The 17,099-nt window shown below is 42.0% G+C and carries 23 protein-coding genes; 11 read left to right on the forward strand and 12 right to left on the reverse strand.

The window, feature by feature from the left end:
* Positions 1-258 precede the first annotated feature (258 nt).
* Positions 259-795, forward strand: coding sequence for a serine O-acetyltransferase (locus JVX94_RS09170; RefSeq protein WP_111290142.1), 537 nt, complete (start codon positions 259-261; stop codon positions 793-795).
* On the opposite strand, the gene JVX94_RS09175 is transcribed toward JVX94_RS09170, so the two are convergent.
* From JVX94_RS09175 to JVX94_RS09190, 4 genes are all read right to left on the reverse strand, one after another.
* Positions 790-1,050, reverse strand: coding sequence for a hypothetical protein (locus JVX94_RS09175; protein WP_205185365.1), 261 nt, complete (start codon positions 1,048-1,050; stop codon positions 790-792). The two genes, JVX94_RS09170 and JVX94_RS09175, sit on opposite strands and share 6 nt — an antisense overlap.
* 31 nt (positions 1,051-1,081) lie before the next feature.
* The gene (locus JVX94_RS09180) at positions 1,082-1,357 is read right to left on the reverse strand and encodes a hypothetical protein (RefSeq protein WP_048238437.1); all 276 of its coding nucleotides are present in this window, start codon (positions 1,355-1,357) and stop codon (positions 1,082-1,084) included.
* Positions 1,358-1,420: 63 nt separating this feature from the next.
* On the reverse strand, positions 1,421-1,978 hold the full coding sequence (locus tag JVX94_RS09185) for a GNAT family N-acetyltransferase (protein ID WP_144470110.1): 558 nt from the start codon (positions 1,976-1,978) through the stop codon (positions 1,421-1,423).
* A gap of 14 nt (positions 1,979-1,992) precedes the next feature.
* Positions 1,993-2,859, reverse strand: coding sequence for a helix-turn-helix transcriptional regulator (locus JVX94_RS09190; RefSeq protein ID WP_111290146.1), 867 nt, complete (start codon positions 2,857-2,859; stop codon positions 1,993-1,995).
* 113 nt (positions 2,860-2,972) lie between these two features.
* On the opposite strand from JVX94_RS09190, the gene JVX94_RS09195 reads away from it, so the two are divergent.
* On the forward strand, positions 2,973-4,349 hold the full coding sequence (locus tag JVX94_RS09195; RefSeq protein WP_111290148.1) for an MATE family efflux transporter: 1,377 nt from the start codon (positions 2,973-2,975) through the stop codon (positions 4,347-4,349).
* 25 nt (positions 4,350-4,374) lie between these two features.
* Here the strand turns inward: JVX94_RS09195 and JVX94_RS09200 are convergent, their stop codons facing one another.
* From JVX94_RS09200 to asnB, 4 genes are all read right to left on the reverse strand, one after another.
* The gene (locus JVX94_RS09200; protein WP_205185367.1) at positions 4,375-5,214 is read right to left on the reverse strand and encodes a phytoene/squalene synthase family protein; all 840 of its coding nucleotides are present in this window, start codon (positions 5,212-5,214) and stop codon (positions 4,375-4,377) included.
* The gene (locus JVX94_RS09205) at positions 5,207-6,682 is read right to left on the reverse strand and encodes a phytoene desaturase family protein (RefSeq protein WP_205185369.1); all 1,476 of its coding nucleotides are present in this window, start codon (positions 6,680-6,682) and stop codon (positions 5,207-5,209) included. Before JVX94_RS09205 ends, JVX94_RS09200 begins: the two co-directional genes overlap by 8 nt.
* Positions 6,679-8,196: a phytoene desaturase family protein gene (locus tag JVX94_RS09210; protein WP_205185371.1), complete on the reverse strand. Its 1,518-nt coding sequence runs from the start codon at positions 8,194-8,196 to the stop codon at positions 6,679-6,681. The genes JVX94_RS09205 and JVX94_RS09210 overlap by 4 nt, the downstream gene beginning before the upstream one ends.
* A gap of 147 nt (positions 8,197-8,343) precedes the next feature.
* A complete protein-coding gene (gene asnB / locus JVX94_RS09215; RefSeq protein WP_205185373.1) occupies positions 8,344-10,185 on the reverse strand; it encodes an asparagine synthase (glutamine-hydrolyzing) in 1,842 nt (613 codons plus the stop codon).
* A gap of 156 nt (positions 10,186-10,341) precedes the next feature.
* On the opposite strand from asnB, the gene JVX94_RS09220 reads away from it, so the two are divergent.
* A complete protein-coding gene (locus JVX94_RS09220) occupies positions 10,342-10,869 on the forward strand; it encodes a DUF2777 family protein (RefSeq protein ID WP_095408157.1) in 528 nt (175 codons plus the stop codon).
* Positions 10,870-10,908: 39 nt separating this feature from the next.
* Here JVX94_RS09220 and JVX94_RS09225 read toward each other — a convergent pair whose 3' ends face one another.
* The 3 genes from JVX94_RS09225 to JVX94_RS09235 form a co-directional block, all read right to left on the reverse strand.
* Positions 10,909-11,277, reverse strand: coding sequence for a YisL family protein (locus tag JVX94_RS09225; RefSeq protein WP_205185375.1), 369 nt, complete (start codon positions 11,275-11,277; stop codon positions 10,909-10,911).
* Positions 11,278-11,369: 92 nt separating this feature from the next.
* Positions 11,370-12,275, reverse strand: coding sequence for a fumarylacetoacetate hydrolase family protein (locus JVX94_RS09230; RefSeq protein ID WP_095408155.1), 906 nt, complete (start codon positions 12,273-12,275; stop codon positions 11,370-11,372).
* Positions 12,276-12,410: 135 nt separating this feature from the next.
* Entirely contained in the window at positions 12,411-13,073 is a 663-nt protein-coding gene (locus JVX94_RS09235) for a CotG/ExsB N-terminal domain-containing protein (RefSeq protein ID WP_144485563.1), read from the reverse strand.
* A 206-nt stretch (positions 13,074-13,279) separates the two neighbouring features.
* On the opposite strand from JVX94_RS09235, the gene JVX94_RS09240 reads away from it, so the two are divergent.
* From JVX94_RS09240 to JVX94_RS09275, 8 genes are all read left to right on the forward strand, one after another.
* Positions 13,280-14,374, forward strand: coding sequence for a CotH kinase family protein (locus JVX94_RS09240; RefSeq protein ID WP_144485565.1), 1,095 nt, complete (start codon positions 13,280-13,282; stop codon positions 14,372-14,374).
* Between the two features lie 122 nt (positions 14,375-14,496).
* Positions 14,497-14,658: an aspartyl-phosphate phosphatase Spo0E family protein gene (locus JVX94_RS09245; protein ID WP_029707539.1), complete on the forward strand. Its 162-nt coding sequence runs from the start codon at positions 14,497-14,499 to the stop codon at positions 14,656-14,658.
* A 125-nt stretch (positions 14,659-14,783) separates the two neighbouring features.
* Entirely contained in the window at positions 14,784-15,005 is a 222-nt protein-coding gene (locus JVX94_RS09250; protein ID WP_003211745.1) for a spore germination protein, read from the forward strand.
* A gap of 14 nt (positions 15,006-15,019) precedes the next feature.
* Positions 15,020-15,253: a spore germination protein GerPB gene (locus tag JVX94_RS09255; RefSeq protein ID WP_003210877.1), complete on the forward strand. Its 234-nt coding sequence runs from the start codon at positions 15,020-15,022 to the stop codon at positions 15,251-15,253.
* A gap of 31 nt (positions 15,254-15,284) precedes the next feature.
* The gene (locus tag JVX94_RS09260; RefSeq protein WP_144470101.1) at positions 15,285-15,899 is read left to right on the forward strand and encodes a spore germination protein GerPC; all 615 of its coding nucleotides are present in this window, start codon (positions 15,285-15,287) and stop codon (positions 15,897-15,899) included.
* Positions 15,896-16,072 (forward strand): germination protein GerPD, encoded by a 177-nt coding sequence (locus JVX94_RS09265; RefSeq protein WP_003210893.1) that lies wholly within the window; start codon positions 15,896-15,898, stop codon positions 16,070-16,072. The genes JVX94_RS09260 and JVX94_RS09265 overlap by 4 nt, the downstream gene beginning before the upstream one ends.
* Positions 16,072-16,497, forward strand: a complete 426-nt coding sequence (locus JVX94_RS09270) for a spore germination protein GerPE (protein WP_048238425.1) — start codon at positions 16,072-16,074, stop codon at positions 16,495-16,497. The genes JVX94_RS09265 and JVX94_RS09270 overlap by 1 nt, the downstream gene beginning before the upstream one ends.
* 27 nt (positions 16,498-16,524) lie before the next feature.
* Positions 16,525-16,743: a spore germination protein gene (locus JVX94_RS09275; RefSeq protein ID WP_003211468.1), complete on the forward strand. Its 219-nt coding sequence runs from the start codon at positions 16,525-16,527 to the stop codon at positions 16,741-16,743.
* Positions 16,744-16,790: 47 nt separating this feature from the next.
* On the opposite strand, the gene JVX94_RS09280 is transcribed toward JVX94_RS09275, so the two are convergent.
* Entirely contained in the window at positions 16,791-17,090 is a 300-nt protein-coding gene (locus tag JVX94_RS09280) for an HNH nuclease-like protein HlpB (RefSeq protein ID WP_039177660.1), read from the reverse strand.
* Positions 17,091-17,099: the final 9 nt, after the last annotated feature.

The following is a 17,099-nucleotide window of genomic DNA, read 5'->3' on the forward strand; positions in this document are numbered from 1 at the left end:
TAATGAGTATTTTCGAGTAATTTTTACAAGCATCTACTGCCATAAGGAGATGGAACGTATGAGGCGGATGAATATTGAAAAAAATTACAAATCATTTTTCCTGGTTCTTTTGTTCTATTCGACTCTAAACACTCATTTTATGCAGAAATTCGGATGAAATGAAGGTAGAAAATTGAAGAAATCACACCATTTTTTCTTGATATAAATGGTTCTGGTGGTATAATTTCTCTGAAACATAAGGGGATGGAGGGGAATTTGATGATTTTAACAAAGCACGATCTTCACCACTACTTAACGCAGGATAAGAAAGCATTAGCGATCACACGCAGAAGGCCAAAGTGGTTTGGGGATGATATATGGAAATATCAAAGGTATTTACGAAAATATGAATACTATTCTAATAGCAGCGCTCTACTCCGCAAATGGTTTTATCGTTATTTACATAAAAAGAAAGGCATGCAGCTTGGCTTTGATATTCCGATTGGCGTCTTTGGCCCCGGCCTTAGAATCAATCATACCGGACTCTTAATTGTGAACAGGCACGCAAAAATCGGGGCATTTTGTGATATTCATCAAGGGGTGAACATTGGTCAAAACCATTCCGAAAAGGATGTACCAATTATTGGAGATCACGTATGGATTGGCCCCGGCGCTAAGCTGTTTGGGGACATTTATATTGCGAATCATATTTCAATTGGAGCAAATGCCGTAGTGAATCGTTCCTTTCATGAAGAGCAGATCGTCATCGCAGGTGTGCCGGCTCAAAAGATAAAAGAAAAAAGCCCTTCTTCATGAAGGACTTACCTGATAAAAAAGAATAACACCGATCAAAACAGAGATGAGCAGCATGAGATAAAACAAGATGGTTAAAATCAAGATCGTCCAGCCCAGCCCCTTCCTCTCTGTCTTGATCAAATAAATACCGAGTACGATGGTACTAAATAGCACGCCTAAAATAGCCCACAGCCATTTGTCTTTGTTGTGCTTTGTCGCATCAAACCATAAATAGATGGCCACAGCAAGTGAAACGAATAGACCCGTTATTCTCAAGATTAAACTCCCCCTTATGTATACGCGCTCTCTATGATGCGTTTGAGTATCCGAAGATCAGCAACAGGAAGTAAAAGACAAAGACTAGTATAACAATAGAATAGATGATGATGGACACGATTAGAACTGTCCAGCCTAATCCTTTTCTTCCTGTTTTGATGAGGTAGATCCCAAATGCAAAGAGCCCGAATAAAAGACCTAAAATAGACCATAACCATTTATTTTTCCCATGTTTTGGTGCATCTATAAAAAGATAGATTGCGACTAAAATAGAAACAAACCATCCAGTTATCCAGCCCACATTCATCTGCCACCCTTCTTCTTCAGTTTATTCCATTATATGATACTTTTGTCCTGAAAAAATAATGATTCAGAGGATATTGCGCGGAAGGCTTCGCCATTCGTCTCTCAGCATTCCGTAGCGCATAGAGTCATAATACTCTCCTTGATAATAACGGACCTTTCTCAGTCTCCCCTCAAGGACAAATCCGCATTTCTCTGCGCACCGCATCATCCGTTCATTCCCTGACCAAGTAGTTAGACCAATTCGAGGGATATCAATATGTGTAAATAATAGATCAATCCATAGATTTAACGCCTTTGTCCCAATGCCCCCGCTCCAAAAGCGTGAGTCATAAATGATAATGCCGCATTCAAGCCACCGTGTACGTTCATTCTCCCAATAATATGAGACGGTGCCTTTGATGTCACCGTCTATTTCAATGCCATATAGCTTTTGGGGAATGGATTCATCCTGTAAGTATCGTTTCTTAAATGCAGCAAGCGGGATTTCGTGTTCATAAAAATAAGGGGCATTCCATTTTCGATAGGACTGATCTGGCGCTTTAAATTTTAAATGCCATACCTCCTCTAAGTCCGCTTCGGTTAATGGACGTATGTTCACAAGCTCTTCCTTTTCCCTTTTCATCTGTTCACGTTCCTTTACTTTGTCGTTCTTTTTGCAAGATGACGGTACTCGATCGGCGTCATGCCTTCGTTCTGCCGAAACAGCTTAGAAAAATAAGTAGGGTCGTCAATGCCTACATGCTCTGCAATGGCTGCGATTTTTTCATTCGTTGAGACGAGCATGCTTTTGGCTTTTTCGATCTTGAGACGATGGCTGTACTGGTTCGGCGTCAATCCATATACCGTCTGCATGCATCTTGTCATGTAATCAGGATGATAGTGCAGCTTTTCTGAAAGCTGCTCCATGTGTAATTTCTCCATAAAGTGATGCTCAAGATAGTGAACTACTTCTGATGCAACGGTCTCCTTTGCACTTGGAATATGGAATGCTTCCTTTTGCAGGTGAATGAGCAGTTCCTCAAATAGGAGCTGTTTTTTCAGCGGAAGTTCAGAAGCATCATGATTTAGTGCTCTCATCGCTGAAAGGTGTTTTTCTAACACACTTCGTCCTTTCACTTTTCCTAAACGGGGCAGGCTAAATTCATATGTTGCCGGCTTTTCAAAGGTGGCTTGGTTTTGTTTCATATCAATCCAGTGTTCTCTCGGCCGGTTCGTCAGCTCAAATCGATCAATTGAGAAATGCAGCCACTCATAGTGTGTTTCCTCTTCACATGGCAAATGTCCACCATGAGACAGGCCCGGTGAGAGAATCATATATTCACCTTCTTTTATGTGATAAGCATCCGCGTCCTCTGTCATCCACAGTTCACCTTTTGTGACATAGAGAAGATCAAATACAGTGAAAGTTCTTGAGATATGTCTCTCTCCTTGATGAAATACCCCTTTACCTGAAGCAATATAAATAGGAAACGGCGGTACAGTAAATGTAATAAATCGATCCATATTCATCCCCTTATGAAGTCGGATTTCTCCAATAAGTTTCGGTTTCATCTCTTCTTATTATAGCCGATGCAAGGTACACTATAAATCGGATTTATACGAAAGGAGGCTATGTGATGAAACCTCAAACTCTGTCATATGAAAAAGTTCAAGCCAAAGGTGAAAAAACACACCCTTCATTATTTGCATTAACTTGGCCTATATTTATCGAAATCTCTTTATATATGCTCATGGGGAGCGCTGATACACTCATGCTTAGCCAATACTCTGATAACAGTGTGGCCGCAGTAGGTGTAAGCAACCAGCTCCTGAATTTATTAATTGTTATGTTCAGCTTCATTACAACAGGAACGACCATTGTCATTGCCCAGCTTTTAGGAGCTGACCGCAAGCAGGAAGCGACTCAAGTTGCCTATGTCTCTCTAGGAACCAACTTCTTGATCAGCTTTATTATTAGTCTCCTTATGTTTGTGTTAGCTGTTCCAATTCTGCACATGATGGGTTTATCAAGTGAACTCATGCCGGATGCGGCGGTCTTTTTACAAATTGTTGGGCTGCTTTCTTTTATTCAAGCACTCATTATGACGTATAGTGCTATTTTAAAAAGCTACGGATATACAAGAGACACGATGTATATCACCATCGGAATGAATTTGCTAAACGTTGCCGGCAATTATTTGGTCATTTTTGGTCCGTTTGGCTTTCCGGTATTAGGTGTCATGGGTGTTGCCTTTTCAACCTCGCTCGCTCGGTTGATCGGATTGATGGCGATGATCATCATTGCCCGCCGACGAATTGGATTGCGCTTTTCGCTGAAGAGTATGTTTCACATTCAGCGGACGCATTTAAAAAAGCTGCTGAAAATTGGAATCCCTTCTGCTGGGGAGCAGCTTTCATATAACGGCTCTCAAATGATCATTACATTGTTTATTACATTTATGGGGACGCAGGCTTTAGCAGCAAAGGTCTACACTCAAAATTTGATGATGTTCATTATGTTGTTTGGTGCAGCGATTAGCCAAGGGACACAGATTTTAATCGGGCGCCATATTGGAGCGAAAGAATTCGATGCTGCCTACAGAAGATGTATGAAAAGCCTATACTGGGCCATTGGGATCTCTCTTCTTTCTTCCACTGCCTTATCTTTATCATCGACGCATTTGCTTACTTTTTTCACTAGCAATCGTGAGATCATTCAAATCGCCGCCACACTTCTCCTATTGACGATCATTTTAGAGCCGGGACGCTCTTTTAATATGGTCATAATTAATTCATTGCGGGCTGCTGGTGACGCGAAGTTTCCAGTGTATATGGCGATGATATCAATGTGGGGAATTGGGCTTCCGATCGCTTATTTGTTAGGCATTCAGTTTGAAATGGGGCTCATCGGGGTTTGGATTTCTTTTATCGTGGATGAATGGATAAGAGGCATCTTCATGTATAGGCGCTGGCGTTCCAGAGTATGGACGGAGTATCGCTTTTCTTCCACATAAAAAGGACTGCACCCGCAGTCCTTTTTTACGTAATATCTTCTAAAATAAGTGCTTTTTCCTGTTTTGAAATAAATGCTCGCTCTGTAAAGACGCGGTATTCGTTTTCTCTTGTTTTATCTAAAATGGCTTTATAAAAGTAGGCTGCTGCTTTCACCGGTATACGTGAATACAGCGGGAATTCATGAAGATGGTCAAAGAACTCCTCGTAGTACGCCTCTGCCTCAAAGGCAATGTACTCCCAGACGTGCTGAAAAGCTTGATTTACAATCCCTTCCTGCAATTCTTGCTCTGTGTACCCGAATTGATCCATCACCTGCTTTGGCAAATAAATGCGGTCTCTTTCAGCCTGATCCTCGCCGATATCCCGAAGGATGTTGGTTAGCTGCATAGCGATTCCTAACGAAATGGCCGCTTCTTTTAGCTGCTCTTTTTTACGCGGTGCAATAATGGGAAGCAGCATGAGCCCAACGGTGCTAGCAACATGATAGGAATAGATGAGCAGTTCATCTAACGTTTCGTATCGCTGCTGCTCTAAATCCATCTCTTGTCCTTGGAGCAGGTCACGGAACGGAGCCTCATCCATCCGAAATTCTTGAAATGTATGCTCTAGCGCCACCCATATTGGATCATTCCGGTCTATCTCACCTTGTAAAAATCGATCAAACGTCTCCCGAAAGGATGCAAGATCCTCTTTTGGCGAAGGCGACTCATCTACAATGTCATCTGCTCTCCGGCAAAAGGAATATACGGCCCAGACGGCCTGTCTCTTCTTTTTAGGCAGCATGGAAAAAGCACGGTAAAACGTTTTTGAATGGGTTTGAATGGTTTTCTCACACTCTTTCAATGCTGTTTGTACATCAACCACTTAACTTCACTTCCTTTCTATCATTCAAATCTTTTAGTAGTACAGAAGCCATGAGCTTTGCACTTTGCATCACGATTGGCACCCCGCCGCCCGGATGAATGGAGGCACCTGCCGCATAAAGATTGTCTGTCTCTCTGACCTTCACTTGCGGGCGGAAGACACCTGATTGAAACAAATTAGGCGCAAGTCCAAAGCTGCCGCCTTCAAACAATCCTTCTCGCAAGGAATCATTTGGTGTTCTGACCTTTTTCCAGACAATCGACTCTCGCAATTTCGGAAACCCTCTTTTCTCAAGGACATCCACCATGTTCTCGGCAAAATCTGTCTCCTTTTCCCAGTTGATATGATCTCCTGAAGGAACGGGAATCAGCATATAGAGAACACTGCAGCCATCCGGGGCAAGAGATGGATCAATGATCGATGGATTAAATGTATAAAACGACGGGTCTTGAGGAATCGTTTTCGTTTGAAAAACTTCTTTCATATGCTGATCAAAGTGTTCTCCCATAAAAAATTGATGAACAGGTGCTTCATGATACATCTTGTTTAACCCGAGATACACCATCACACAGCCAGAGGACGGCACGTATTTCCGGGGATCTTGTTCGTCTAAACCAAGCTGTTTTAACGCAGCTGGATAATCTCCATTGATCACAAATGCATCAGCGCTTACATGTTCATCATTTACTTTTGCTCTGACTGCCCGTTTCCCCTCAAACACCAATTGCGTGACTTCTTCATTTTTTCTTACATGCACACCCATTTTGATGAGCTGCCCTTCCAATATATCTACTAAACTCGCATAGCCGCCTTTTAAATAGTAGATTCCATGTGCATGCTCACTATATGACACAAGCGAATAAATAGCCGATGCTTCATACGGGTTTCCCCCAACATAGAGGGTTTGAAGTGCGTATGCATCTCGCAGGCGTTCGTCTGAGAAATATTTTTTCAGAGCGCTTTGTACCGTTCGATACGCCTTTAATTTCATTAATATCTTCATATTAGCTTTTGTAAAAAATGTACGTTTTTCGTGAAATGATTTTTCTAGAAAGGCTTGCTGCCCTTCTTGAAACCGGTCCGTCATTTCTTCCATAAACCTCAGGAACCCTTGATCTTCCTTTGGAAATACACGTCTAATTTCATCTAGCTGACGAAGTGCATCAGAGTATTTCGTATAAGAGGTTCCATCTTGATATTGAATGGTGTACAGCGGATCAAGCTGCAACAGATCAAGAGATGAATCGTCAATTCCTACCTCATGTAAAATGCCTTTTAACATTTCCGGAAGTAGGACAATGGTCGGACCTTCATCTACTTTATATCCTTTCTCACGTACAAAAGCAAGTCTCCCGCCAAGCCGTTCATTTTTTTCGACAAGGGTAACATCATGTCCCGCTTTTTTTAAATAAAGCGCTGAGATCATTCCGCCAATACCGCCACCTGCAATCAATATATGTTTTTTCATGAGGCGCTCCCCTTTTCTTGATGCGGCATTGTTTTGTGTGAATGTTTCTTTTTTGAAAGAATGGCATTTGTTGTGATACGTGCTGATTCTAAAATGGTTGGGAGTCCGCTTCCTGGATGCGTTCCTCCTCCAACGAGCCAGCAGTGCTTTAATTCATCAAATTCATTGTGCGGCCTTAGGACCATCATCTGCGTCAGCTGGTGGCCAAGGTTAAATGTAGCTCCTTCATATACATAAAGGTCTTCCTCCCATTGCTTCGGTGTGATCATCCGCTCAACTTCTATATGCTGTCTCACATTCTGAAAGCCGGTTTTCCGCTCCAATGTATCCAGCACAAGCTCTCTAAATTCATCTTGATGCGCTTCCCAGTCAATACCGCTTTGGTTATTGGCAACTGGAGCGAGCACATAAAGAGCTGATTTTCCTTTTGGAGCAAGTGAGTCATCGGTTACACTTGCATTTTGAATATAAATAGACGGATCATCTGGCAGCTCATATGTTTTCGTAATGCCTTTGACGAATCGAGCATAATCATCGGAAAAAACGATGGTGTGATGCGGCTCATCGTACATGGTATCCAATCCTAAATAAAGCATAAAGGTAGAGCATGAGAATTTTTTCTTTTTTAATTTTTTCTCGCTGTATTTCTTTAAGAGTCCTGGCTCGACAAGCTTTGTCATCACATGTGCAAAGTCTCCATTGACGACAACCTCATCTGCCTGTATTTCTTCCCCAGATTCTAAACGAATGCCTTTCACTTCCCTGCCCTCCGTGAGCAGCTTTTCGACGCCCGCTGACAGATGAACCTTTGCTCCAGCTTCAACCGCAGCCTTTGCCATCGCTTCTGACAGCTGATTGACACCGCCCTTCGGATGGAATACACCTGTGTCATGTTCCATAAACGAAAGGATTGAGAACGCACCAGGACATTCCCACGGTGACATTCCTAAGTACTTTGATTGAAATGTAAAGGCATATTTCACTGATTCATTCGAGAAATAGTCTGACAGCACATCATACAAACTTTTATTTAACGAAAGCTGCGGAAGTGCTTTGATCACCTTCGGGCGCAAGTAATGATGAAAGCGATCCATTTTACTTTGTAAAATTGGTGTCAGACGATCCATTTTGCGCTTTGTATCATTCATAAATCTTAGATACCCTTCGCCCTCACCAGGTGCAAAGGCTTCTAATCGTTTGTACATTTCATCGCGATCTCGAATCATATCCAGCTGATTGTCTTGAAAAATTAATCTATACATCTCTTTTAATTCAATCACATCGATATAGTCATAAAGATTTTTACCAGCAAAGGTGAACAGTTCCTCTGCAATATGAATCATGCTGAGAAAGGTAGGACCTGTATCAAACGTGAAATCACCAAGTCGAAACTTAGCGTTACGTCCGCCGACAAAGGGCTGCTTTTCGTATACATGAACATCATGTCCTTTGCTTTGAAGCATCATAGCTGCCGCAAGTCCCCCTGGTCCCGCTCCGATCACAATGATTTTCATTATCCTTTTTCCTCCAAATTAATTCACTTTAAGTTAATTATACAAATTGAAAAGGTTAGATCAACTTTTGATGTGCTCAAAAAGTCTCATGTTATGTATCAAAAAAGCCGGCTTCCTTTCAACAAGTGCAAGAAAGCCGACCTTTTATTACGCTTCTATATCAATTCGATACGTTTCAAACCAATGATGAATCTGTGCTAGATGGGCAATCAACTGCGGGCCCTTCATGAGCTGGCCATACCATGGCACATGAAAGGAAGCTCCTTCCGTTTCAATCAGCTGCTTTAATTGATGTGGATCTAAAAATTCGTGAAGTACAGAGTCTTTTTGCGCGAGACAGTCTGTTAGCATCTCTTTCACAGCCTGAGTATAGGCTGGATGATGTGTTTTCGGATAAGGACTCTTCTTTCGATAAAGCACCTCATTCGGTAAAATTCCCTCTAATGCTTTCCGTAAAACCCCTTTTTCACGATTTCCATGCATTTTCATTTCCCAAGGAATATTCCACACATATTCGACAAGACGATGATCTGCAAATGGCACACGTACCTCAAGACTAGCGCCCATACTCATGCGATCTTTTCGGTCAAGCAGTGTTGTCATAAACCAGATCATATTTAAGTAAAAAAGTTCTCTCCGGGCTTTATCGACGCCAGTTTCTCTATCTAAAAGAGGCGTTTCTGCCAACGTTTCTTCATATTTGCTTTGCGCGTATTCCTTAAGTGACAGCTTTTTTTGCCACGAATCTTGCAGAAGCTGCGTTCTCGCTTCAGTCGATCTCATCCAAGGGAAACTATTTGTTTCATTTGCCATGTGAAACCAAGGATAGCCGCCAAAAATCTCATCAGCACACTCACCTGACAAACCAACAACGAAATCCTTTTTAATTTCTCGGCAGAATATAAGTAAAGAAGAATCGATATCTGCCATACCAGGTAAATCTCGAACCTCAACCGCTTCCTTCAAATAAGCAGCCAGCTCTTTTTGCCCGATGATACAGCTGTGATGATTCGTTTGAAACGCTTTGGTCATTTGATCAATCCATGGGCCGTCAGCATTCGGCTGGAAGTGACTTGCTTCAAAGAATTGATCATTTTCTTCGTAGTCAATGGAATACGTATGAAGCGGTGCTTTCCCTATTTTCTCAAAGTGCTTAGCAGCTATGGCAGTAATAGCACTAGAATCGACGCCACCAGATAAAAATGTACATACAGGCACATCAGAGACAAGCTGTCTTGTCACGGCATCTGTAAAAAGATGCTTAATGTGCTGTGCCGTGTCATCAAGTGAGTCGGTATGCTCCTTGCTTTTGACATTCCAATATCTCCACACGCGCAGTCCGTCTTTTGAAAAGGTCAAGGCATGTGCAGGTCTCAGCTCTTTTATCCCTTTAAACACTCCTTGACCTGGTGTTCTTGACGGCCCTAAGCCAAAGATCTCCGACAGCCCTTCATGATCGACTTTTGCTTTGATATCAGGGTGTGCAAGAATTGCTTTGATCTCCGAACCAAATAAGAAGGAATGATGACGTTCTGTATAGAAAAACGGCTTGACGCCGAGCCGGTCTCTCCCTGCAAATAACAATTCACGCTCACTATCCCAGATCACAAATGCAAAAATGCCATTAAAATGGGAGACACACTCTTCCTTCCATTCTGTATAGGCATGAAGAAGAACTTCTGTATCAGAATGCCCAAGAAAGCGGTGCCCCTTTTTTAACAATTCTTTTCTTATATCCTCTGTGTTATAGAGCTCTCCATTGTATACAATCGTATAAGCATGGTTTTGATGTGTATATGTCATCGGCTGCTTTCCGCCTTCTACATCTACAACCGCTAACCTTTTATGCCCGAAAAGAACGTGCTCACTTTTCCACGTATTTGTATCATCTGGCCCTCTTTTAGATAATGTATCTGTCATTTGATTGATTACATGATCCTGTTGGATGAGCTGCTTTTTAAAGTCTGCCCAGCCTGTAATTCCACACATCATCATCAGCTCCCATCCGTTTTTCCTCAAGTGTTCTCATTCAGCCTTTCTTAGTTTATGCATCGTCTCCTTGATAGTTGATTTGTCCTTTTTCCTCGGGCGTATAGGACAAGCTTGATTTGGTAAGAAAAGAAAGAAGAAAGGAGCTTTTTGCAAATGGAGAATCGAATGAAGCAGCTTGAATGCTGCAGCCGAAGATGGTGTAACGGGTATTTGCTCATTGAAAACGGGCATTGTCTGATTGAAGATGAAGAAGGAGAGATCATGCTGCCTGAAAGTCTTCAAAGCATGATGATCTATTTGAAAGAAAATGACCGTTGGACAAAAGGAGAATTGCTTGGTTCCATGATTCTCCATGAAAACGGGCAGCTAATAGAAGTACACGGGGGAGAAAAAATTCAATATACGGCGTCCCTTGCCAAAGGATGGCTTGATCTTCTCATGTTCGTACCGGAAAACGTCTTTTATCACATCCTTGAACAGGTAGAGCATCTTGGTTTTTCCGTCTATGATTGTGTCTTCTCTTCCTTTCATTCATTGCAGCGCGTCTCTTTCTTTCAGTTTTCGGCAGATACGCAATCACTTGCACTTCAATGTCACTATGAGCCTGCATCCAGCCACATTCGTTTTGAATGGACCACTTCAGACGGACACCGGACGGTTTCACAATTTGATGCCACATAAAAAGGACACTGCTTTTGTTTAAGCAATGCCCTTTTTATATTAAAAGATATGGAAACCGATCGGCAGACGTAAACCGAGAAGAATGGTCACAATCGCAAATACGATAAAACCAATCAACACACCAGTCACCGATTTTCCTTTTCTCTTGCGCACTAGGACCATTTCCATGAAACCGATCACAAGGATACCGAGAATCATTTTTCCAATATACTCGCCACCGAAACCTGGAATTTTCATTCCTGTGCGAACATACAGCTCCACGCCTGTTGCGATAATGATCAAGTAAAATAAGCGAACGATCATGTGCACAATTTTAGCGCCTTTGTCGTTTTTACCTGCTAGAGCAAAGGCTACAAAGAATAAAATAATCCCCAGCACCCATGCTGTGATATGTAAATGTGTTCCCATTTGTGATTTCCCCCTTTATCAGAACAAGTACCTTCTCATCGTACCACGAAATAAGTCGAACACAAAGCGACAATCCTGTGTCATCACTCGCTTTATTTGACGTGATTTGTCAGCGTTCCAATCGGTTCAATCGTGATGTCAATTCGATCTCCAGAAGCTAAAAACTTAGGCGGTTCAAAGCCCTTCCCAACGCCAGAAGGTGTACCTGTTGCAATGATGTCACCCGCTTCTAATGTCATCCCTTTTGAAAGAGTGGAGACAATATCTTCAACTGTGAAGATCATTAATTCCGTACTGGCAGACTGACGAACCTCTCCGTTTACCTTCGTTTCTACATGGAGCGCACCATGATCCTCGATCATTGACTTATGAACGATATAAGGTCCTATCGGGCAGGTAGTATCTAAGCTTTTACCAATGAAAAATTGTTTATGTTTTTTCTGCAAATCTCTTGCCGTCACATCATTTAAAATGGTGTAACCAAATATATAATCTTGAACCTCTTCAGGAGCAATGTTTTTCCCTGATTTACCCATCACGATGGCAAGCTCTCCTTCATAATCCAATTCACTTGTCACAGCTTCATGAAGAAGAATGTCCGCTTCGTGTCCAATGACAGAAGTAGGTGCCTTTGTAAAAATCATTACGTCTTTAGGAATATCTTCCGCACTCCCCATCTCCATGACATGGTCTTGATAATTCTTTCCGACACACATGATGTTTTTAGATGGCTTTGGAATCGGTGCATGGAGCTTCACATCCGAAAGCGGATATACATAAGAACCGCGGTCTTCTTCTTTTTTCTCAGCCCAATCAAGAAGCTGCCCTACATGTTCCACAAACTTGTCCCCCATTTTGATGCACTCAGATAATGAATTTGGCAGTGTCTCAAGCTCAAATAATTTGGCTTCTGCCTTTTTGACGTCCATCACCCATTCATCATCAATGACTACCCCAATAAACATGCTGCTATGTATCTCACCTGTAAAAAACTTCATGTCTTCCCCTCACAATCTTCATTTCGCTAAGTTATTAAGTTATGATGTCTCATTTTTATTTCTCTATGAAACAAAAAAAACCCTTTTTTATCATACTCTCTTTTAAAAAGGGTTTCAAAAATGATGATCTAACGCTTAGCGAAAACGGCGGTACTCCCACATGTTTCCTTGATCCCATTTACGCTCAACATTTCCTGTTCTTTGAGAACGATGCTTTTTCTTTCCACATCTATGGCAAGAGCGGCTGCGTTTATGGTGATGAGAACGTTTAGATCGATGGCTGCGGCGTGACTTGCGGCTCTTCTTATGGTGGGATCTGTGCTTGCTGCGATGTGACTTGCGGCAGCTTTTCTTATGATGAGATCTGCGCTTGCTGCGGTGTGACTTGCGGCAGCTCTTCTTATGATGCGATTTGCGCTTGCTGCGGTGTGACTTGCGGCAGCTCTTCTTATGATGAGATCTGCATTTGCTGCGGTGTGACTTTTTCGGTTCGCTCTTTTTGCTTCTGTAAGATTTTTTGCTTTTATATGACTTTTTACTCTTCATGCTTTTCTTCGAGCGATAGCTTTTCTTAGAGCGATAACTTTTCTTTGAACGATAGCTTCTGTAACTTTTTTTACTGCGGCGTGATTTACGGCGTCCACCACCAAAGAACCAATGACCGCGACTTGAATGACGAGAACGAGCTGACTTATGCGAACGTCTCGATTCTGGTTCACGATCTAAGTGATGATCACGTCCCTCACTTCGAAGTGAAGCTACTGCATGTTCAATGTGTGAATGATCAATTGTACTCACGAACAATTCCCCTCCCAGTCTATGCTTCGACAAAACAAACAGACAAAGCTGTTTATCTTCTCTGCTTTATGTTACGAGACTCGGTAGACAAGTGTTCGTGACGAATGCCTCTTTCCTTTAAAACTCCATGAATACCTACCAGCCGGTACAGGACATTCCTTCACTTTCATATCGTAAAGAAGAGCATATAGGAGGCTGATGAACATATGAACACAGAACCTTTAAAACAACTTGATATGTGGATTCATCCAAAGGATCTGATTGAATTAAAAAAAGACATTTGGAACGATGAACCTGTTGAAGCCATTCTGAAAACCGGCCAAATCAAATCACATATTTATGCTTCATACCGCGGATCACACATTAGAAAGCTTAAGAAAAAGTCCTATCAAATTGAATACCGAAAGCCAAAACAAAGACAAGGCGAATCCATCTTCCATTTAAATGCAGAGTACAATGACCCTTCGTTTATCCGAAACAGGCTGTCCTTTTATTTCTTTGAACAGATGGGGGTGCTAAGCCCAGCCGCTTCTCATGTGTTTCTCACCATAAACGGAAGAAAAGAAGGCATTTATTTGAAAATAGAATCCGTCGATGAGTTTTTTCTTCAAAAACGGCAGCTTTCAGGAGGCGGCATTTATTATGCAGTTGATGACGATGCGAACTTCTCCCTTTTGAGTTCCTTTGATAAAAAGCCAAAAAAGCACCTTCTTCTCGGATACGAGAAAAAAACGGGGACTCCTCAACATGATCAGCAGCTGAGCGAATTTATTTACTTTCTCAACACAGCGAAAGATGACACTTTTGCAGAAAAGATTGAACAGTACCTAGATGTGACACAATATTTCCGCTGGCTCGTCGGTGTGGTATGCACCCAAAACTTTGATGGTTTTGTTCATAACTACGCTCTTTATGTGAATGAACAAGGAAGGTTTCAAGTACTTCCTTGGGATTATGATGCAACATGGGGTCGTGACATTCATGGAGAAGAAATGGCGTTTGATTATATACCAGTAAACGGTTTTAATACATTAACAGCTAGATTACTAGATATCCCTTCGTTTAAAAGAGCCTATTACACACTTTTTCAGCATGTACTCGATACACATTTTGTAGAAGACCGGCTCTGCCCAATCATTGAGAAATGGCATGAATCGATTGAGGATAGAATTGGAGATGATCCATATACGAAAGATCGAAAAGACATCCTGCAGTCTGAACGAGACTTAATCCGGCAGTATATCAACAAAAGACGACGTTATTTACAGGCTGAGATAAGAAAAGAGATATTTGGCATGTAAGAACACTTTCGAATTTTGTCACTTTATTACTCATATTGACGAAACAGCTTTTTTTATAGAAAAATAGGGTATACTAACCATATCCTTCTATTTGATAAAAAATGTGAGAGTTGGCGTCCGTTATGATCAATTATGAAATTGAACAAAAAAGATTACATTTAATTGAGACTGCAAAAAAATTCGGGATGAATGCCGAAGAAACGATCAGGTGCAGTCAGGAGCTTGACACACTCTTAAATAAAGGCATCAAATCCACCTCTAAAGATTGCTCAAAAAAAGGGTAAGCCATACATCAATTTCCTCTCATCAAAAGCTTTCAAAAAGACAATCACACATTAAAAGACCCATCATAAGCTATGGTGAAACGCCCAAAACTAGTGCCCTAATTTTATAAAGGATGTGCACCGCTATGCCGGCTATTGTTGGAGCCTTTAAAGTAAATGCCGTCGGAACGAGCGGAGTCGTTCATGTTGGAGACTGCATCACTATTTCTCCAAATAGTCAGGTTAAAACGTTTGCTGGCGCAGGCAGTTTTAATACTGGTGATCAATTACGAATTAGCAACTACAAAAGTGTGACAAATACGTACGACAGTGATGTCATTGATCAACCGCTTGTTGGTAACTTGTAAGGAGTGAGGATCCGTTGAACTTCTATATTAATCAAGCGATACAAATTAATTATTTACGTGTAGAGTCTGTGAGTAACTCCTCTGTTCTGCAAATTGGGAGTGCTGGATCCATCAAAGCCCTTTCCAACCTGTATAACACGGGAAGCTACGTAGAAGCAGCGCCTGCCGCAGCAGGTACACAAGGAATTGAAGAATCTCAAGGCGCAAGCACAGCACCTTTTGTACCACTTCAGTCACCAACAACTTAAGTTCATCTGCAATCCCCGGAGGTGTATGTAAATGTATGATTATCAAAGCAACGCTTCACAAGCGTATGGCATCATTCAAAAACACTCGCAACAAATCATGATGCTTGAAAAAAGGCTTAACGAACTTCAGCAGGAAATACAAATGATCAAAGATAAGCCGACAACGAATATTGAACGGATTGATTATCAATTTGATCAACTGAAAATCGAACGGCTGGAAGGAACGCTGAATATCGGCCTCAATCCATCTGATCCAAACAGTGTTCAAAACTTTGAAGTGGGCCAAACAACAACCCCGGGAATTGGAATGATGCAGCAAGAAATGGCTGATCAATTTTTCAATCAAACACGACAGCTTGTCGATGCATTCTTAAATGAAGAAGCACCGGACCTTCTTGAAGAGCTAGAGCAGCGATATGAAGGGTCCCTTGATGAAAGCAACAAACACCATATCATTGAGGACATTCGCAAGCAAATTGACAGCAGAATCAAATACTATGCGGGACAGCTGCCGCACCGGGAAGATATGACCCCGCTGCAGCGTTCAGAGCAAATTGCTGAATATGTGAAGCATGATGTAAAGCGGGCGATTGAGCACTTTTTAGCCCATATTCCAAGTGAAACGAAAGGAGAGGAAAACGGATGAATTTCACAGTTGTCAACCGCAACATCGAGACTGGAAGCATTAAAGTAGTCGGGGTATCGTCCTCTTCCCTGTTTATCATCGGGGACACAGACCATGTACAATTATCCTCGATTTTCGATACACCGCCAGAATCACTGATTATCGGCCCGTTTGTTCCTCTGGCGCCTCGATAATGATCAAGCGCACATCTAAAGTGAAGTTCTCAAAGGTGAATTCTGTCGGGATTTCGAGTGTGGTTCAAATTGGTGATACACAAGAGCTATGCCCGACAGTCAAGGTGTTAGCTGTTCAACGAACCATTAGTTTGTTTTATGGCTATGAAGCAGGAAATTTAGATGCGAAAGAATTTGAAGTGTATTATGAACCCATTCCATTGATGCTGCCAGAACGATCAGTTAGAACCGCATTCTACCATGAAAAGCCTGTAATTAAGGTGTCTTCAATCCATGTAGAAGGGGTATCATCGTCCTCTGTCTATCAAATCGGGTCTACTTGTAGAATGAATGGCGTTGCGCGAGTGAAGCACATCAGGGAGCTGTTTAGCAATGATGAAAGTCCGCAAAACTCACAAATGGACCTACCTGCGCATATGATGTGATATGACTTCGAATAAAGGATGTCGATTATGCCAGCAATTGTCGGACCCATTTACATTAACTCTATTTCTGGAGGCGTCGTAAACGTCGGTGACTCATTCTACCTGTCGCCTAAAAGTTCGTCAAAATCTGCTTTAGGCTCTGGAGCGGGGAATACCGGAGATTTCTTGATATTAAATAATGGCATCAGCGCCACCAACTATGTGGATCCTGACTTAAATGATCAGAATATGGTAGGCAATGCATAAAGCAGCTCCTCTACACCCATTTCAAATAGAGGAGCGCTTTTTTATGCTTATTTCTTTCTGCGCTGTCTCGATTTTTTCGTTTTGACCAGCTTGCTTGCCGGCTGTTTCCGAATCCATTTGATGTACGAAGCAAGCTTTTCATCCTGCCTTAGCGCATCAATTGTATTCAAACGTGCGGCAAGCTCCTGGTTTGTAAAGAGGGCATGTACTTGTTTATGACAAGGGATGCACAGGAAGGCAGTCGGTAAAAAAGCACCGCCCTCTTCTCTTGGCGTTAAGTGATGTTCTGTGAGCAGGACATCTTGTCTTCCACACAGCTCACATAATCCAATTGTTTGCTTTGCCACCGTGTCATC

Source organism: Bacillus sp. PDNC022, assembly GCF_016919285.1.
GTDB lineage: Bacteria > Bacillota > Bacilli > Bacillales > Bacillaceae > Bacillus > Bacillus safensis.

What these genes read in the sequence shown, in the direction of transcription:
- JVX94_RS09170 (WP_111290142.1), top strand. Translation starts at nt 259, where the DNA reads ATGATTTTAACAAAGCACGATCTTCACCACTACTTAACGCAGGATAAG.
- JVX94_RS09180 (WP_048238437.1), bottom strand. Translation starts at nt 1,357, where the DNA reads ATGAATGTGGGCTGGATAACTGGATGGTTTGTTTCTATTTTAGTCGCA.
- JVX94_RS09185 (WP_144470110.1), bottom strand. Translation starts at nt 1,978, where the DNA reads ATGAAAAGGGAAAAGGAAGAGCTTGTGAACATACGTCCATTAACCGAA.
- JVX94_RS09190 (WP_111290146.1), bottom strand. Translation starts at nt 2,859, where the DNA reads ATGGATCGATTTATTACATTTACTGTACCGCCGTTTCCTATTTATATT.
- JVX94_RS09195 (WP_111290148.1), top strand. Translation starts at nt 2,973, where the DNA reads ATGAAACCTCAAACTCTGTCATATGAAAAAGTTCAAGCCAAAGGTGAA.
- JVX94_RS09205 (WP_205185369.1), bottom strand. Translation starts at nt 6,682, where the DNA reads ATGAAAAAACATATATTGATTGCAGGTGGCGGTATTGGCGGAATGATC.
- JVX94_RS09210 (WP_205185371.1), bottom strand. Translation starts at nt 8,196, where the DNA reads ATGAAAATCATTGTGATCGGAGCGGGACCAGGGGGACTTGCGGCAGCT.
- asnB (WP_205185373.1), bottom strand. Translation starts at nt 10,185, where the DNA reads ATGTGTGGAATTACAGGCTGGGCAGACTTTAAAAAGCAGCTCATCCAA.
- JVX94_RS09220 (WP_095408157.1), top strand. Translation starts at nt 10,342, where the DNA reads ATGGAGAATCGAATGAAGCAGCTTGAATGCTGCAGCCGAAGATGGTGT.
- JVX94_RS09225 (WP_205185375.1), bottom strand. Translation starts at nt 11,277, where the DNA reads ATGGGAACACATTTACATATCACAGCATGGGTGCTGGGGATTATTTTA.
- JVX94_RS09230 (WP_095408155.1), bottom strand. Translation starts at nt 12,275, where the DNA reads ATGAAGTTTTTTACAGGTGAGATACATAGCAGCATGTTTATTGGGGTA.
- JVX94_RS09240 (WP_144485565.1), top strand. Translation starts at nt 13,280, where the DNA reads ATGAACACAGAACCTTTAAAACAACTTGATATGTGGATTCATCCAAAG.
- JVX94_RS09245 (WP_029707539.1), top strand. Translation starts at nt 14,497, where the DNA reads ATGATCAATTATGAAATTGAACAAAAAAGATTACATTTAATTGAGACT.
- JVX94_RS09250 (WP_003211745.1), top strand. Translation starts at nt 14,784, where the DNA reads ATGCCGGCTATTGTTGGAGCCTTTAAAGTAAATGCCGTCGGAACGAGC.
- JVX94_RS09260 (WP_144470101.1), top strand. Translation starts at nt 15,285, where the DNA reads ATGTATGATTATCAAAGCAACGCTTCACAAGCGTATGGCATCATTCAA.
- JVX94_RS09265 (WP_003210893.1), top strand. Translation starts at nt 15,896, where the DNA reads ATGAATTTCACAGTTGTCAACCGCAACATCGAGACTGGAAGCATTAAA.
- JVX94_RS09270 (WP_048238425.1), top strand. Translation starts at nt 16,072, where the DNA reads ATGATCAAGCGCACATCTAAAGTGAAGTTCTCAAAGGTGAATTCTGTC.
- JVX94_RS09275 (WP_003211468.1), top strand. Translation starts at nt 16,525, where the DNA reads ATGCCAGCAATTGTCGGACCCATTTACATTAACTCTATTTCTGGAGGC.